Origin of the sequence: Nocardia niwae NBRC 108934 = DSM 45340 (assembly GCF_001613465.1) — a bacterium.
In the GTDB taxonomy this organism is placed as follows: Bacteria; Actinomycetota; Actinomycetes; order Mycobacteriales; family Mycobacteriaceae; genus Nocardia; species Nocardia niwae.
Map to the genome: position 1 here is coordinate 58686 of NZ_BDCK01000016.1, position 15797 is coordinate 74482.

Annotated in this window: 17 protein-coding genes; 11 read left to right on the plus strand and 6 right to left on the minus strand. The window is 69.2% G+C overall.

Translation table 11 applies throughout. The features are described 5' to 3' along the window. Positions 1–29 precede the first annotated feature (29 nt). The 4 genes from NNI01S_RS07495 (at position 30) to NNI01S_RS07510 (ending at position 3595) form a co-directional block, all read left to right on the plus strand. On the plus strand, positions 30–671 hold the full coding sequence (locus NNI01S_RS07495; RefSeq protein WP_063018908.1) for a pyridoxamine 5'-phosphate oxidase family protein: 642 nt from the start codon (positions 30–32) through the stop codon (positions 669–671). 65 nt (positions 672–736) lie between these two features. Continuing rightward, positions 737–1975 (plus strand): MurT ligase domain-containing protein, encoded by a 1239-nt coding sequence (locus tag NNI01S_RS07500; protein WP_063018910.1) that lies wholly within the window; start codon positions 737–739, stop codon positions 1973–1975. Then, positions 1972–2682 (plus strand): type 1 glutamine amidotransferase, encoded by a 711-nt coding sequence (locus NNI01S_RS07505; RefSeq protein WP_063018912.1) that lies wholly within the window; start codon positions 1972–1974, stop codon positions 2680–2682. The genes NNI01S_RS07500 and NNI01S_RS07505 overlap by 4 nt, the downstream gene beginning before the upstream one ends. Positions 2683–2872: 190 nt before the next feature. Next, complete coding sequence (locus tag NNI01S_RS07510; protein ID WP_218019168.1) at positions 2873–3595, plus strand: HAD family hydrolase; 723 nt, start codon at positions 2873–2875, stop codon at positions 3593–3595. Between the two features lie 137 nt (positions 3596–3732). Here the strand turns inward: NNI01S_RS07510 and NNI01S_RS07515 are convergent, their stop codons facing one another. Together NNI01S_RS07515 and NNI01S_RS07520 are read right to left on the minus strand one after the other, a co-directional pair. Next, positions 3733–4671, minus strand: a complete 939-nt coding sequence (locus NNI01S_RS07515; RefSeq protein WP_063018914.1) for a transglutaminase family protein — start codon at positions 4669–4671, stop codon at positions 3733–3735. Further along, positions 4668–7478, minus strand: a complete 2811-nt coding sequence (locus NNI01S_RS07520) for a circularly permuted type 2 ATP-grasp protein (RefSeq protein WP_063019397.1) — start codon at positions 7476–7478, stop codon at positions 4668–4670. Before NNI01S_RS07520 ends, NNI01S_RS07515 begins: the two co-directional genes overlap by 4 nt. A gap of 292 nt (positions 7479–7770) precedes the next feature. On the opposite strand from NNI01S_RS07520, the gene NNI01S_RS07525 reads away from it, so the two are divergent. Next, positions 7771–7977, plus strand: coding sequence for a hypothetical protein (locus NNI01S_RS07525; RefSeq protein WP_063018916.1), 207 nt, complete (start codon positions 7771–7773; stop codon positions 7975–7977). Between the two features lie 22 nt (positions 7978–7999). Continuing rightward, entirely contained in the window at positions 8000–8644 is a 645-nt protein-coding gene (locus tag NNI01S_RS07530; protein ID WP_063018918.1) for a hypothetical protein, read from the plus strand. Positions 8645–8650: 6 nt separating this feature from the next. Here the strand turns inward: NNI01S_RS07530 and NNI01S_RS07535 are convergent, their stop codons facing one another. The 3 genes from NNI01S_RS07535 to NNI01S_RS07545 form a co-directional block, all read right to left on the minus strand. Next, a complete protein-coding gene (locus tag NNI01S_RS07535) occupies positions 8651–9268 on the minus strand; it encodes a LysE family translocator (RefSeq protein ID WP_063018920.1) in 618 nt (205 codons plus the stop codon). A 63-nt stretch (positions 9269–9331) separates the two neighbouring features. Then, complete coding sequence (recR, locus tag NNI01S_RS07540) at positions 9332–9940, minus strand: recombination mediator RecR (RefSeq protein ID WP_063018922.1); 609 nt, start codon at positions 9938–9940, stop codon at positions 9332–9334. A gap of 13 nt (positions 9941–9953) precedes the next feature. Then, positions 9954–10286 (minus strand): YbaB/EbfC family nucleoid-associated protein, encoded by a 333-nt coding sequence (locus NNI01S_RS07545; protein ID WP_084488609.1) that lies wholly within the window; start codon positions 10284–10286, stop codon positions 9954–9956. A gap of 193 nt (positions 10287–10479) precedes the next feature. Here NNI01S_RS07545 and NNI01S_RS07550 point away from each other — a divergent pair, with 193 nt between their 5' ends. From NNI01S_RS07550 to NNI01S_RS07560, 3 genes are read left to right on the plus strand one after another with little or no spacing between them, the layout of a single operon-like run. Then, positions 10480–11124 carry a hypothetical protein gene (locus NNI01S_RS07550; RefSeq protein WP_063018926.1) on the plus strand — a complete coding sequence of 215 codons (645 nt, stop codon included), beginning with the start codon at positions 10480–10482 and terminating at the stop codon, positions 11122–11124. Positions 11125–11175: 51 nt separating this feature from the next. After that, positions 11176–11988 carry a MerR family transcriptional regulator gene (locus tag NNI01S_RS07555; protein ID WP_063018928.1) on the plus strand — a complete coding sequence of 271 codons (813 nt, stop codon included), beginning with the start codon at positions 11176–11178 and terminating at the stop codon, positions 11986–11988. Between the two features lie 12 nt (positions 11989–12000). Then, positions 12001–12348, plus strand: coding sequence for a VOC family protein (locus NNI01S_RS07560; RefSeq protein WP_063018930.1), 348 nt, complete (start codon positions 12001–12003; stop codon positions 12346–12348). A 53-nt stretch (positions 12349–12401) separates the two neighbouring features. On the opposite strand, the gene NNI01S_RS07565 is transcribed toward NNI01S_RS07560, so the two are convergent. Next, positions 12402–12836, minus strand: a complete 435-nt coding sequence (locus NNI01S_RS07565) for an SRPBCC family protein (RefSeq protein ID WP_063018932.1) — start codon at positions 12834–12836, stop codon at positions 12402–12404. Positions 12837–13035: 199 nt separating this feature from the next. Here NNI01S_RS07565 and NNI01S_RS07570 point away from each other — a divergent pair, with 199 nt between their 5' ends. Together NNI01S_RS07570 and NNI01S_RS07575 are read left to right on the plus strand one after the other, a co-directional pair. Next, the gene (locus tag NNI01S_RS07570) at positions 13036–14478 is read left to right on the plus strand and encodes an FAD-binding oxidoreductase (protein ID WP_063018934.1); all 1443 of its coding nucleotides are present in this window, start codon (positions 13036–13038) and stop codon (positions 14476–14478) included. Then, positions 14475–15791: a class I SAM-dependent methyltransferase gene (locus NNI01S_RS07575; RefSeq protein WP_063018937.1), complete on the plus strand. Its 1317-nt coding sequence runs from the start codon at positions 14475–14477 to the stop codon at positions 15789–15791. The genes NNI01S_RS07570 and NNI01S_RS07575 overlap by 4 nt, the downstream gene beginning before the upstream one ends. The last annotated feature ends 6 nt before the right edge of the window (positions 15792–15797 follow it).

Here is a 15797-nt window from a genome sequence, read left to right on the forward strand (position 1 = left end):
CCCAGCGGGCGCGGTGCTTGAATCGAATCATGGGCGAGCGCACCACTCCGAACGTGATCACGGACCCGGCAGATCTGCGGGCATTGCTCGGCGAGGTGGCGCCCCGCGTCGCCACCAAAGAGCGCGCCGCGCTGCACGCCCGGGACCGGGAGTGGATCGCCACCTCCCCGTTCCTGGTGATGAGCACCAGCGACGCGCACGGAAACTGCGACGCCTCCCCGAAGGGCGATCCGGCGGGCTTCGTGCGGGTGCTCGACGACACCACCCTCGCCATCCCGGAGCGCCCCGGTAACCGGCGCGCCGACGGCTACCTCAACATCCTGGCCAACCCGCACATCGGCCTGTTGTTCGTGATCCCGGGCCGGCGCGAAACGCTGCGGATCAACGGCCGCGCGCGGCTGGTGCGCGACGCGCCGTACTTCGACGACATGGTGGTGCGCGGGCACCGCCCGATCCTCGCCGTCGAGGTGGACATCGACCAGATCTTCTTCCACTGCGCCAAGGCGTTCATGCGCAGCCACCTCTGGGAGCCCGACCAGTGGCCGGAGGATGCTTTGCCGAGCCCTGCCCGCCTGGTCAAAGAGGTGCAGACGAACGTCACCGAGACGGTGGAGGAGCTCGAGCGCTACTACGCGCCGGAGAACTACGCGGCCAAGCTCTACCAGGGGTGAGCCGCGTGGCCCACGCCACCCGACCGCGGCGCGCCGCGATCGCGGCGCGAACATAGACTCGCGACGTGGCAGACATATCGGTGCGCGGACGGCTCGCGCTGGCGGCGGCGGCCGCGGCGTCCTGGGCCTCGCAGAAGGCGGGCCGCGGCAAAGGCTCGATGATCGGCGGCCTGATCGCGTTGAAGATCGATCCGACCGTCATGGATCAACTGGGACGGCAGCGGCGCACCGTGCTGGTGACCGGCACGAACGGCAAGTCGACCACCACGCGGATGACCACCGCGGCGCTCAGCACCCTGGGCACGGTGGCGACCCAGGCCGACGGCGCGAACATGGACGCGGGCATCGTCGCCGCGCTCAACGCGCACCGGCGCGCGCCGCTGGCCGCGATCGAGGTCGACGAACTGCACCTGCCGCACGTCACCGATTCGCTGAACCCCTCGGCGGTGGTGCTGCTGAACCTCAGCCGCGACCAGCTCGACCGGGTGGGCGAGATCAACATGATCGAGCGCAAGCTGCGCGCGGGCCTGGCGAAGCACCCGGCTACCGTCGTGGTCGCCAACTGTGACGACGTGCTGGTCACCTCGATCGCCTACGACCACCCGAACGTGGTGTGGGTGGCCGCGGGCAGCGGCTGGGCGATGGACGCGACCAGCTGCCCGCGCAGTGGTGAGCCGATCGTCTGGGAGGGCGCGCACTGGCGCAGCACCGGTACGGACTTCCAGCGTCCGGAACCGGATTGGTGGCTCGACGGCGACGATCTGGTCGGTCCGGAGGGCAAGCGTTTCCCGCTGCGGCTCGCGCTGCCGGGCCGGGCCAATCGCGGCAACGCCGCACAGGCCGTGGCCGCCGCCGTCGCGCTGGGCGCCGACGCGGAGCAGGCCGTCGCGGCCGCGGGAACGGTCCGCGAGATCGCGGGTCGCTACCGCACCGTGCAGGTCGGGGAGCACGACGCGCGGCTGCTGCTGGCGAAGAATCCGGCCGGGTGGCAGGAGGCGCTGTCGATGATCGAGCCGACCTCCGCGGGCCTGGTGATCGCCGTGAACGGCCAGGTGCCCGACGGCGAGGACCTGTCCTGGCTGTGGGACGTGCGGTTCGAGCACTTCGAAGGCGTGCAGGTGGTGGCCGCGGGCGAGCGCGCCACCGACCTGGCGGTGCGGCTGACCTACGCGGGCGTGGAGCACACCCTGGTGCCAGACCCGGTACGGGCCATCGCGTCGTGCCCCGCGGGCCACGTGGAAGTGCTGGCGAACTACACCGCGTTCCGTGATCTCAACCGTGACCTGGAGGAGCGGGCATCATGAGCGAGTCGACCTTCCGCATCGGCCTGGTGCTGCCGGACGTGATGGGCACCTACGGCGACGGAGGCAACGCCCTCGTGCTGCGCCAGCGGCTGCGCATGCGCGGCTACGACGCCGAGATCGTCGAGATCACGCTGGCCGAACCGGTGCCGGATTCCCTGGACGTCTACACCCTCGGCGGCGCGGAGGACTCCGCCCAGCGCTTGGCCACCCGGCACCTGCAGCGCTACCCCGGCCTGCAGCGCGCCGCGGGCCGCGGCGCCCCGGTGCTGGCGATCTGCGCGGCCATCCAGGTGCTCGGCCAGTGGTACGAGACGTCGGCGGGCGAGCGGGTGGACGGCGTCGGCCTGCTCGATGTCACGACGTCGCCGCAGCAGAAGCGCGCCATCGGCGAGGTGACCACCACACCCCTGCTCGACGGGCTCACCGCGGCGCTCACCGGCTTCGAGAACCACCGGGGCGGAACGAAACTCGGTGGAGAAGCGCACGGCCTCGCTCGCGTCACCCGGGGCGTGGGCAACGGCGTCGGCGACGGGCTGGAGGGCGTCGTCCAGGGCTCGGTCATCGGCACCTACATGCACGGCCCGGTGCTGGCCCGCAACCCCGAGCTCGCCGACTTGCTGTTGCTGCGCGCCCTCGGCGTCACCGAGCTGGCCCCCCTCGACCTGCCCGAGGTAGACCAGCTCCGGCGGGAGCGCCTGCGCGCCTGATCAGCGGCCGAGGCCGGCCGGCGAGCGGTGGGTGACGAACCCACCGCGCGCGAGCCCGTAGGGTGCGACGGCGTCGATCCTGCCGTGGACGTCGGGGCGCCCCAAGGGGTTTCACGCGCGAACCGACTGATCCGGCAGGTCTTCCGATCTGCATCCGGCCCCCGCGCCTTACCCGATAGCCTCGACCTTCATGCCATCCAACGGTTCGTACTCCTATGACATCCGAGCGGTCGTCTTCGATTGGCGCGGCACACTCGTCTCGGAACTCTCCCCGCAGCAGTGGACTCGAGAAGCCCTGCGGCGGACGGGCCGCAGACACGATGACGACGCTGCCAGTGCGCTCCTGCGGGAGATCCGGGCGGCCGCCGGGCAACCGAACCGTTTGCAATCACCACAGGGCAACACCAGCGCCGCCCGGCACAGGGAGACTTTCTACGCGGTGTTCGCGGATGCCGGTCTCGACGCCGACCTCGCCGAGGAACTTTTCGAAGTGGATTCCGATCCGGCTTACAACCATTTCGCCGTCGATGCCGCCGCCACTCTCACCGCGCTCTCCGAAAGCGGTTACAAGGTCGGTGTTCTCAGCAACATTCACTTCGATATCCGCCCGTGTTTCGCCGAAGCGCGGCTGCTGGATTCGATCGAGACCTTCGTGCTGTCCAACGAGCACGGCATCCAGAAACCCGATCCCGCCATATTCCGCCTGGCGCTCGCGGAACTCGGCACCAGCGCCGAGCAAACCCTGATGGTAGGAGACCGGCCCTCGCGCGACGGAGCCGCCGTAGAAGTCGGGATGCCGACTTTGCTCGTTCCTTCGCTGACCGATCCCCGGCGACGCCAACTGCACCTCGTCACGAACGCCATCGGCGGGGGTCTGCGACCGCTGGCCCGGGAACAGAGCGCGGCGGTATAGGGCCCGCCTACGTTCCCGCGGACCGCGCGGCCCCGCCCCGCGCGACGGCGGCACGACGGACTCAGGTGCGTCTGATCGCGCGTTCGAGCGCACCGAGTCCGGCGTCGATCGCGGTGGGCTGTGCCCGGTGGCACAGCTCATCGACGAGATCGCGCACCGTGGGATGGTCCGGCGCCGACCTCGGTGACGTCGACGGAGACGGTGACCGTGCTGTCCTTCGCGTCGGTGTAGATGATGCCGCGCAGCGGGGGGACGTCGGCGTAGTCCCGGCCCCAGGCAGTGGTGATGTATCGCTCGTCACCGAACTGGTCGTTGGTGGGGTCGAGGTCGATCCACCGGCCGGTGCGGTCGTGTCGGTCCGCGCCGCCCACCCATACGGCCGCCCAGGCATGCGTAGCGTCGGCGCCGACCATCCGCCGCTTCCCCGGTGGCGGATCGGTGGCCAGGTAACCGGACACGTACCTGGCCGCGAGACCGTGCGACCGCAGGCAGGCGACAGCAAGGCGGGCGAAGTCCTGACAGACGCCGGCGCGCGCCGCGAACACGTCGGCCACGCGCGTGGACACCGTCGTCGCGCCGGACCGGTAGGCGAAATCGGTGTAGATGCGAGTGGTCAACTCCCCCACCGCATCCAGCAGCGGTCGGCCGGGCTGCAGGGATTCAGCGGCATACGCGATGATTTCCGGCGTGATCTCCGGCGGGTGCAGGTCGAGGGCGAACTCCACGGCCAACGGCCCGTTCGCGCTGCTCGGCCGCGCTCTCTCCCACGGTTCGCCGGCCGTGCCGGAGCGGCCGTGATCCGGTGCGTCGACCTCGACCAGCGATTCGCCGACGACCGTCAGCGCGCGATGCTCGGTGGTGACATGGAAATAGGAGGTGATGTTGCCGTACACGTCCGCGCCGACCGACCGGTCCGAAGGCGCGGGATCGATCCGGATGTCGTGGGCGAGCAGTCGCTGGCCGGATAGGTCGCGCGGGGTCAGATAGGCGCGCCCGTAGGAGTTGGTGACCTCGCCGGAGTACGAGTACTTGGTGCGGTGCTCCACCCGGTAGCGCCGCAGCGCGGGGCCGGTCATTCGACGGCCTGCGCACTACCCCACAGCGGCTGGATGCCGACCGGCACCGACAGCGTGCTGGTCTCGAAGGACTCGGACATCTTGCGCAGGCGCAGATGCACGCCCTCGAGCAACTCCGCCAGTTCCGTGCGCCGGTCATCCGCGTCGGTCACCGCCAAGTCGTCGGGGTCCAGACGGCGCAGCATGCGGCGCGCGTCCGCGAGCAGCCGCTGTGGACGCGAGGATCCGGACGCACCGGGCAGCGCGTGGAAATCGCCGTGCAACCGGTCCAGCTGATAGGCCAGCGATCGCGGATTGGCCGTGTCGAACAGGAGGAGTTCGGCGATGTCCGCTATCCGGACCGAATCCTGGTGCCGCCGACGATAACTCACCGAGGACTCGGTGGCCCGCAGCACCCATTCGGTGACCTCACGCTCGGTCTGCTCCGGATACTGCCGGGTCAGCGCGGCCGACAGCAATGCGGTCAGGGCGAGACCGCGCTCGATTCGCTTGCCGATGTCCCTGACGTGCCAGCCGGTGTCGCGGATCAGCGATTCCCCGTCGATGCCGGACAGCGCGAGCAGCCCCGCCAAACTGCGCGCGTGCACGTCCGAGAGTTCCGCCTCCTGGTCGTCCGCCGCCGCCGGATAGCCGGCCAGCGCGCGGTCCACCGCGCCGAGGATCATCCAGGTGTCCGCCGGCAACTGGTCGCGCACGGCCCGCGCGGCGTTGCCGTAGCGATCGATCGCGAAGGCCAGCGAACCAGGCAACTCCCGGTCGATCGTCAGCGCGACGAGATAGTCGTGGCCCGAACGGGACCCGCCGGGGTCCCGATGCGCCTGCGCGGTGGTGACCTGCGCCGCATCGGTGGCGTCCTGGCTGTCCGGTCGCTCCGCGACGGCTTCCACGCCTGCCGTGATCGGTGGCTCCACACCGGCGTGGGCCACGGCTTCGTTCCGGGACGCGGCCGCGGGGTCTTCCTTCTGACCCGAATCAGCCTGCCGCCGCGACGTCTTCGACGTTTCTCGCGCCTCGGGACCGAACGCCCCTTCGGCTGGAGCCGCGGTCGCGGTGGTCCGCCCGAGCGCGGCCATGAGGATCGGCAGCGCCTCCGCGCCTTCCAGCCAGGGGCGATAGCGGAAGTCCTGGTAACGCTCGTGGGTGGCGATCAGCAGACGGGCGGTGTCCTCCGCACGCTCACCGTAGCGGCCCATCCAGAACAGGTCGTTGAGCACCCGGGGGGAGCTGATGGGTTCGACGGTCGGCGCGGTGCGTCGTTCGCGGGACGGCTCGGTGCTGACCGCGGCGGCGGCCGTCGGCGCGGCCCGCACCCAGACGTCCTTGGCGGCCACCTCGCGCGCGGCCCGTTCGGTCGTGCGCAGGCGCAGCCGGCCGAGACCACCGGACAGCACGGTGTAGCCGCCCCGGTGGGCGAGGGAGAACAAGCGCATACCGACCGGGGCCGCGCCGAGACCGCCGTGATCGCGGATGGCGGGCGCGACGGAGAATTGCGCCGGTTCCTGGCCCACCCACTGCCACCCGTGCGCCTCGATCCTCGCCGTCATTTCCGCCCGCTGCTCCCGGCTCAGTTCGGGGCCGATCAGCGTGGACCCGTCGACCGCGGAGCGCAGGATCAGCTTGTCCAGGTTCGCGATCAGATGCTTGCGCTCCTGCTCGCTACCGCCCCAGTACGACGGCGCGCTCTGCAGCAGCAGATCCTCGCCGAGCAGTGCGCGCGAGAGAGCGGGCAGAAAGCCGGCCAGCGCGGGATTCTCCAGCAACCCGCTGCCCAGGGTGTTCACCACCGTCACCGCGCCGCGCCGCAGCACCTCGACCAGCCCCACCACACCCAGTCGCGAATCCGGCCGCAGGTCGAGTGGATCGGAGAACTCGGCGTCCACCCGGCGCAGCACCACGTCCACCCGTTTCAGCGTGCCGAGCGACCGCATCCACAGCGCGCCCTCGCGCACCACCAGATCCGCGCTCTCCACCAACGGAAACCCCAGCGTGGAGGCGAGATAGGCCTGATCGAACGCCGTCTCGGAGTGCACCCCGGGGCTGAGCACCACGACCACCGGCTCGTCGTCGTCGGCGGGCGCCGATTCGATCAGCATCAAGCGCATCGCCCTCGCGAAGGGCGTCAGCGGACGTGGATTGGCGTGCTCGAACGACTCCGGGATAGCGGTCGCCACGACCCTGCGGTCCGCGAGCGCGTACCCGGCGCCGGAGGGCGCTTGGGTCCGGTCGGCGAACACCCGGAATTCTCCATCGGCCCAACGGCTGAGATCACAGGCGTGCAGGAACAACTGATGCCGCCCCGGCACGGTGATGCCGTGCGCGGCCCGGACGTAGCCACGGTTGCCGAACACGGCCTCCGGCGCCAGCAACCGGGAACCGAGCGTCCTGCGCGGCCCGTAGACATCGGTGAGCACCTCGTCGAATACCCGGGAGCGCTGTTCCAGCCCGGCCTCCAGCCGGGTCCAGTCCTCCGCGGCGACCAGCAAGGGAATCGGATCCAGGCGCCAGGGCGCCGTGGTGTCGGCCGAGGCGCTTGCTTCGTGGTAGGCGATGCCGTCGTCGTCGATCAGCCTGCGCACCCGGCTGTCGAGCCTGCGCAGCCCATCCCCGCCGAGTTGGGCGAAGTCGGCCGCCAGCTCCGACCAAGTCCGGCGCACCGTGCCGTCCACGTCGACCAGTTCGTCGTAGTAGCCCGCGACGGGCGCGCCGCATTCGTCGTAGGCGGCCGTTGCGGCGCCTTCCGAGCGGTAGCGCGTGAACTGTTCGCGCACAGCGACGCCCGTGGCGGTCGCCCGCCGCTCCTCGCGCAACGTCACCGCGCCGACCTCACTTCCGCCGCCTGCCTTGCCCAATGGTCGCCAGACCCGCTCCGCCCGAACCGTTCGATGGTGCGGGCAACAACCCATCCTCGGGATGTGTGACTATTTTCGCATGTAGCAGCACATGTATCGGGCAAACCGGCAGGATGCCAGCGGTCGAGACATCCGATTGCTGTTCAGTTGCACGCACATCGGACACGGCGACACACGGGCCTGGGTCCCACCGCGACGACCGGACCGGTGGTATCACCGAACGACGACAACGATCTCGTCAGGAGGTCATATGCGTACAACCGATTGTTCATCGTGCGAATCCGCGTTCGACCACTGCCACGGAACCCTGATCGTGCACGCGAGCCGGATCGCCGAATGCACCGACGAGCACTGCCTTGAACTCAGCCACGCCCGGCACGCCTTCGTCCTCGACTGCCGGGACCTCGCGGGCGGCTGCCGGTGCACCGAGGAAGATACGGCTCGCCGCCGGGCCTGAACGGTTCCGTACCCTGGCCCGGGTGAGCTATGACCACGTGTTGTTGCCGTCCGGAGTCGCGTCGTCGATCGCGGAGGTCGACGCCTACCTGAGCACCCAGCAGGGCGTCCCCGAGTCGGGTGCGGTCGCGCAGATCGCGGCCGAACTCAACAGACGCAACGCGGAACTGCCCGAGGAGGACAGTTTTCTCAGCACCGTCCCGGTCGGCGGCGCGGCCACCGGCGCGGTGCTGCACGTGCCGTGTCCCTACGACGCGATCGGCTTCGTCCGCCACTTGCTGTTCCAACTCGCCACGCCACTGAACTACGCCGTCTACGACCCGCAGCTGGCCTGGCTGATCGATCCCGCCGGGCGCGTCGAGGCCATCGTCACCCACGGCGGCGCGGGCGAGTTCCCGTATCTGACCGAAATGCTTGTCCAGCAGTGGGTTCCGGAGCTGAGCGCGCCGAACCCGTACCTCGTCGTCGAACGCGGCGAGCAGTTCTACATCCAGACCTATCGCGGGAACACCGGCGCGTACACCGTGGAATACCGGGACGGCACCCCCGACCAGCATTTCGGTACCACCGTCTCCGACCCCGCCACCGTGGCCGCTCTCATCTGGGGCTGGGCCAACGACGACCGCAGCCGCTTTCCCGGCCTCCCCTGGTCCCGCGTCGACCTCTGAACCCGGTCACTGGTTCTGGGCGGCCAACCGGCCGGCCAGCGCCAGGAACGAGGCGCCGAAGACCCGCCGCGTCCAAGTCACCACGGCGGGCCGGGAGACGACCTGGTCGCGCACCGCGGCGGCGCACGCGCCGTACACCGCGAACACCACCAGGGTGGCGAGCATGAAGACGCCGCTCAGCGCGAGCATGCGCGCCAGCGCGTTCGGCGCCGCGCTGGGTACGAACTGTGGGAGGAACGCGAAGAAGAAGATGGTCAGCTTGGGGTTGAGGAGGTTGAGCAGCACCGCAGAGGTGATCACGTTCCGCGCCGAGGGCGCGGTGTGCCCGGCCTGCTCCGGCACGGCGAGTGCGCCCTCGTCCCGGAACGTACTCCAGGCCATGTACACCAGATAGGCGACGCCGAGGTACTTCAGCGTCTGGAACGCGACCGCGCTCGCATTCAGCAGCGCGGCCACACCCGTGATCGCCGCGATCAGGTGCGGGACGGTGCCGAGCGTACAACCGAAGGCCGCGATCACCGCGGCCCGCACGCCCCGGGACAGCCCGGCCGCCAGCGTGAACAGCACGCCGGTACCGGGAGTGGCGACGATGACGAGCGTCGTCAGCAGGAATTCGATGCTCATCCCCGACACGGTAACCCACGCCGGGCACGGCGCAATCGCTCTCGCGAAAGGCGATTTCGCCGCTTACAGGGCGCGTCGGCCGGACAGCGCGCGGCCCAGGGTCAGCTCGTCGGCGAACTCGAGGTCGCCACCCATCGGCAGGCCCGAGGCCAGCCTGGTCACGCTCAGGCCGGGGAAATCGCGCAGCATCCGGACCAGGTAGGTGGCGGTGGCCTCGCCCTCGGTATTCGGGTCGGTCGCGATGATCACCTCGCTGACGTCGACGCCGTCCTCCTGGTTTCCGATGCGCGCCAGCAGTTCCCGGATCCGCAGCTGGTCGGGGCCGACCCCGCTGAGCGGGTCGAGCGCGCCGCCGAGTACGTGGTAGCGACCGCGGAACTCCCGGGTGCGCTCGATCGCCTGCACGTCCTTGGGTTCCTCGACCACGCAGATCATGGTCCGGTCCCGGCGCGGGTCGGCACAGATGCGGCACAGCTCGCCGTCGGAGACCGTCCCGCACGTGACGCAGAACTGCACACCGTCGCGCACCTTCTGCAGCGCGGCCTGCAACCGATCGATCTCCGGCGGCTCCACCTGCAGCAGGTGGAAAGCGATGCGCTGCGCGCTCTTCGGACCGACGCCGGGCAGCTTGCCCAACTCGTCGATCAGATCCTGGACCGGACCTTCGTACACCCGCTGCCTCGGCTCAGAAACCGGGCAGCGAACCGCCGCCGATGCCGCCGGACAGTGGGCCGAGCCGTTCCGCGGCGACGCGCTGCGCGTTGGCCATCGCGTCGTTGACCGCACCGATGACCAGGTCCTGCAAAGTCTCGACGTCGTCGGGATCCACGGCCTTGGGATCGATGGTCAGCGACACCACCTCGCCGCTGGCCTTGATGGTGACCTTGACCAGGCCACCGCCCGCCGCGCCCTCCACCTCGGTCGCCGCGATCTCGGCCTGGGCTTCCATCACCGCCTGCTGCATCTGCTGCGCCTGGGCGAGCAACTGTTGCATGTCGAACTGGCCACCTGGCTGCACGGGAGGGTCCTCTCTGGAGAAGGTGTCACCGGCCAGCCTAGTCCTGTCGCACCGTGTTCCCGGCGCGGCCCGACGGTCTCGAGCCGCGCGGCGCATGGTGGATAACAGGTTGGGTAGTTCCGGTGGAGACCGACCGAGCGCCCTTTACCATCGACACCGGATCGGCGACCGGTGTGCAAATCTGGAGACAAAGATGATCGCAGTTCGTGCACGTTTCCTGAGCACTCTGGTGCTCACGCTCGGTGTTCCCGGCATCTTTCTCGGAGTCGCGGGTCCCGCGGCGTCGGCGGATACGGAGATCATCGATGCGACCGAGGTCCTCGAGTCCCAAAAGGGCATTCAAGAGAGCATCGAAGCCGAAACCACTCCGGCGGTAGCCGACTACGGCGGCGGCTGTGTCCTCTACCCGGACGACAAGGCCGCGACGCTCGATTCGCTGCGCTTCCGGTGCTCGGCCGAGCAGCAGGACGCCATCTTCCGCGCCGCGCCGCTGGGCTCCGTCCCGACGGGTGTGAAGTCGGGCTGGGTCACTCGTCCGCCGGTTATGCAGGCCGTGGCGCCTCCGCTGTGGATCGGCAAGACCTTCTACACCGGCCCGGACGGCGGCTACCTGATGAACCGCCTCACCGGCGCCGGCATCGAGGGCTGGCACGCCGACGTCTACGCGGCGCCCGCCCTGACCGACGGGCAGCCGGCCTGGGCGCTGAACTACGCGCCGTCGCCGACGCCGCCGGTCTACGACGAGATCCGGGAGGTCACCCCCGGCGTGTGGTTCGGCTACTCGTGGTGGCGCGGCGCGTTCCAGACCACCCTGCTGCTGACCTTCGCGCTCGCCTGAACACCGGGCGCCGTTTGACCCTCCGGTTACTGGAGGGTGTTGGCTGGTGCCATGACGGCAACCGTCCCTATCGGGGAATTCTCCAGGCTGAGCAATCTCAGTGTGAAGACGTTGCGCTACTACCACGAGATCGGCCTGCTCGCTCCGGCGGACATCGACGCCGGCTCGGGCTATCGACGGTACGCGACGGCGCAGGTGACGCAGGCGCAGTTGATCCGGCGGCTGCGCGAGCTGGACATGCCGGTCCCGGAGATCCGCGCGGTGCTCGCCGCGCCGGACGAGAACGCCCGTGACGCCACGCTGCGTGCGCATCTGGAGCGCATGGAGGCGGAGCTGGCCCGCACCCGCGCGGTCGTGGCCTCGCTGCGCGCGCTGCTGACGCCCTCGGCTCCGATCACCGTGGAGTACCGCACGGTTGCCGCGTTCCCGGCGGCGGCGATCGGCGCGACGGTGGAGCGCGAACACATCGACGAGTGGTGCGCTGCGACGTTCCAGGCGTTGTACGAGGCGCTGGCCGCCGCGGGCATCACGCCCGCGGGCGTCGGCGGCGCCACCTACGGCACCGATTTCTTCGAACAGGACGAGGGCGCGGTCGTCGCCTTCGTCCCACTCGCGGACGCCGCGGTCGCACTGCCCCCGGAGCTTTCGGCGATCGAGCTACCCGCGCACCGTTTCGCCGTCGCCGTGCACGAGGGTCCGTTCGAGGATTTCGACCGAACCTACGGCGCGCTGGGCAGCCATGTCGCCGAACACGACGTCGCGCTATCCGAGCCGATCCGCGAGATGTACCTGGTCGGACCGGACGTGTCCGACGATCCCGCCACCTACCGGACCGAAGTGTGCTGGCCCATCGCCCAGCCTTGAAAAGGAGATACCATGACGCTCTCGATCGCCCACGTCACCATCGATTGTGCGAATGCGGGCGACCTCGCCGAATTCTGGTCGCGGTTGCTGGAGACGCCCGTCGATCCCGACCCGACCCCGGAGTTCGCCACCGTCGGCCGGTCCACGGGAGCCGCGCCCGTGCTGATGTTCACCCGAGTGCCCGACAAGAACCCGGGCAAGAACGTGATCCACCTGGACCTGCACGCGTCGGGCCGGGGCGAGATCGCGCGCGCGATCGATCTCGGCGCGAAGCACGTGGCCGACTTCGACGAGTGGGGCCTGAAGTGGACTACGCTGGCCGATCCCGAGGGGAACCTCTTCGACATCGAGTCCGAGTAGCCCCCGGGCAGTTCGCGACGACGGCCCGAACGGACCGTCGTCGCGTCTGCGGATCAGGCCAGCTCGCGCTGCAGGTTCCCGAGCACCTCGGCCTGGATCTTCTTCAGGCCCAGCGGCGCGAAGATGCCCTCGAAGATGCCCGCGATGCCGCCCGCGCCCTTCCAGGTGGTGCGCAGCGTGACCCGCGCGCCCGTGCCCTCGGGGGTGACGGTCCAGGTGTTCACCAACGTCGAATTCGAGTCGCGCTCGGTGACAATCGAATCGGACACCGAGACGACCGCGTGCACGTTCCGCGAGCGCTTCTCGGTGGCCTGCAACGTCCATTCCGCGACGGTGCCCGCGCCTTTGCCGCCTTCGACCACCTTGTAGTCGCGGTAGTGCGACGAGAGAATGCGCGGACGTACCGTGTCGTAGTCGGCGATGGCCTCCAGCGCGCGCTGCGGATCCGCCGCCACGTCGATCGAACTACTGGCGCTGACCTGTCCCACAATGAGCTCCTTGTCCGGATGCGGTGTCTCGACCGATCTCCATCCTGCCCTGCCTGCGCCGGAGGAATGCGGCGAGGGTGCGGCGAACCACTCCGGACAATTCGGTATTCCACTTCGCAACATGTGCGTGACATTTCTCCGCCACCGTGGCCGTACGGTAGCCGCGCGGTGGGGTCCGTACTAGCGTCGAGGGGTGGCAGTGAGTCTGTTGGGGAAGGCCGGACACGCACCGGCCGCACGCGAATCAGGATTTGCCGCGCATCGAGCGGGCGTGGACCGCCTATTGGCGAGTTACCGCGCGATACCCGAGCACGCCAATGTCCGTTTGGCGAAGAAGACCTCGAACCTTTTCCGCGCCAGGGCCAAGAACACCGCGCCCGGCCTCGACGTCTCCGGGCTGACCCGGGTCATCGCGGTGGACCCGGCCGCCAAGACCGCCGACGTCGCCGGCATGACCACCTACGAGGAGCTGGTCGCCGCCACCCTCCAGTACGGCCTCGCGCCGCTGGTCGTCCCGCAGCTCAAGACGATCACGCTGGGCGGCGCGGTCACCGGTCTAGGCATCGAGTCCACGTCCTTCCGCAGCGGTCTGCCGCACGAGTCGGTGCTGGAGATGGACGTGCTGACCGGTGCGGGCGAGATCCTCACCGCCACGCCGGACAACGAGCACGCCGATCTGTTCCGCGGCTTCCCGAACTCCTACGGCACGCTGGGCTATACGGTCCGGTTGAAGATCGAGCTGGAGGAAGTTCAGCCGTACGTCGCGCTGCGGCACGTGCGTTTCCGTGACGTGCGCGAGCTGGAGGCCACCCTCGCGACGATCGTCACCGACCGGATCTACCAGGGCGAGACCGTCGACTACCTCGACGGCGTCGTGTTCTCCGCCGAGGAGAGCTACCTGACGCTGGGCCGCCGGACCGACGAACCGGGCACGGTGAGCGACTACACCGGCATGGACGTCTACTACCGGTCCCTCCAGCACGACGGCGACGCGCCCAAGCGCGACCGCCTGACCATCCACGACTACCTGTGGCGCTGGGACACCGACTGGTTCTGGTGCTCGCGCGCGTTCGGCGCGCAGAACCCGAAGATCCGCCGATTCTGGCCGAAACGCTACCGGCGCAGCAGCTTCTACTGGAAGCTGGTGGCGCTGGACCACAAGTACGCCATCGCGGACAGGCTGGAGGCCCGCAAGGGCAATCCCCCGCGCGAGCGGGTCGTGCAGGACATCGAGGTGCCCGTGGAACGCACCGCCGACTTCGTAGAGTGGTTCCTGCGCGAGATTCCGATCGAGCCGATCTGGCTGTGCCCGCTGCGCTTGCGCGCGACCGGCGGCCCGGATCGGCCGGGCGGACGCACCTGGCCGCTGTATCCCCTGGAGCCGGACCGGACCTACGTGAATGTCGGATTCTGGTCGGCCGTGCCCACCACCCCCGGGCAGCAGGAGGGCGCGGCCAACCGCGCCATCGAGCGCACGGTGACCGAGTTCGACGGTCATAAGTCGCTGTACTCGGATTCCTTCTACGACGAGGATGAATTCGCCGCGCTCTACGGCGGAAACACTTATACCGAACTCAAGAAACGCTACGACCCGGACCAGCGCCTGCTGGATCTGTATTCGAAGGCGGTGCAACGCAAATGACGACATTCAAGGACCGTTCCGATGTCTTCGCGGACCTCGGAACCAAACTCAGCATTGCCGAAATCTTCGAGACCCTCGTCGAGGGTGAAGTCCCGATCCGGCTGACGGCCTACGACGGCAGCGCGACCGGACCGCAGGATTCGGAGTTCGCGCTGGACATCCGGACCCCGCGCGGCATCAACTATCTGGCGACGGCCCCCGGCGACCTGGGCATGGCCCGCGCCTACATCGCAGGTGACATGACCGCCAGCGGCGTGCACCCCGGGGATCCGTACGCGATCCTGAAGGCGATGGAGCAGTTGAAGTTCCGCCGTCCGTCCGCGCTGGCCCTGGTGACCATCGCGCGTTCGCTGGGCTGGGAGCGGCTCAAGCCGGTCGCCCCGCCGCCGCAGGAGACCTTGCCGCGCTGGCGGCGGATCGCCTTCGAGGGCCTGCGGCACTCCAAGATCCGCGACGCCGAAGCCATCCACCACCACTACGACGTCTCGAACGCCTTCTACGAGTACGTGCTCGGTCCGTCGATGACCTACACCTGCGCGGCTTACGGCGACGAGAACTGGACGCTGGAGCAGGCGCAGGAGAACAAGTACCGCCTGGTGTTCGAGAAGCTGCGGTTGAAGGAGGGCGATCGGCTGCTCGACATCGGCTGCGGATGGGGCGGCATGGTGCGCTACGCGGCCAAGCGCGGCGTCAAGGTGATCGGCGCGACGCTCTCGGCCGAGCAGGCGGACTGGGCGCGGAAGAAGATCGCCGAGGAAGGCCTGGCCGATCTGGCCGAAGTGCGCCACTCCGACTATCGCGACGTGCCGGAAGGCGAGTTCGACGCGGTCTCCTCGATCGGGCTCACCGAGCACATCGGGGTGCACAACTATCCGTTCTACTTCGAGTACATCAAGAACAAGCTGCGCGACGGCGGCCTGTTCCTGAATCACTGCATCACCCGTCCGGACAACACCCGCACCACCAAGGCGGGCGATTTCATCGACCGCTACGTGTTCCCCGACGGCGAACTGATCGGTTCCGGCCGGATCATCTCCGAGATCCAGAACATCGGCCTCGAAGTGCTGCACGAGGAGAACCTGCGCGAGCACTACGCGCTGACCCTGCACGAATGGTGCAAGAACCTGGTCGCCAACTGGGACGCCTGCGTCGCGGAGGTCGGCGAGGGCACCGCGAAGGTGTGGGGCCTGTACATGGCCGGCTGCAGGCTCGGCTTCCAGCGCAACGTGGTTCAGCTGCACCAAGTGCTCGGGGTCAAGGTGCCCCCCGACGGCGACTGGACCGTGCCGCTGCGCCCGTGGTGGCAGCCGTAACCCGGT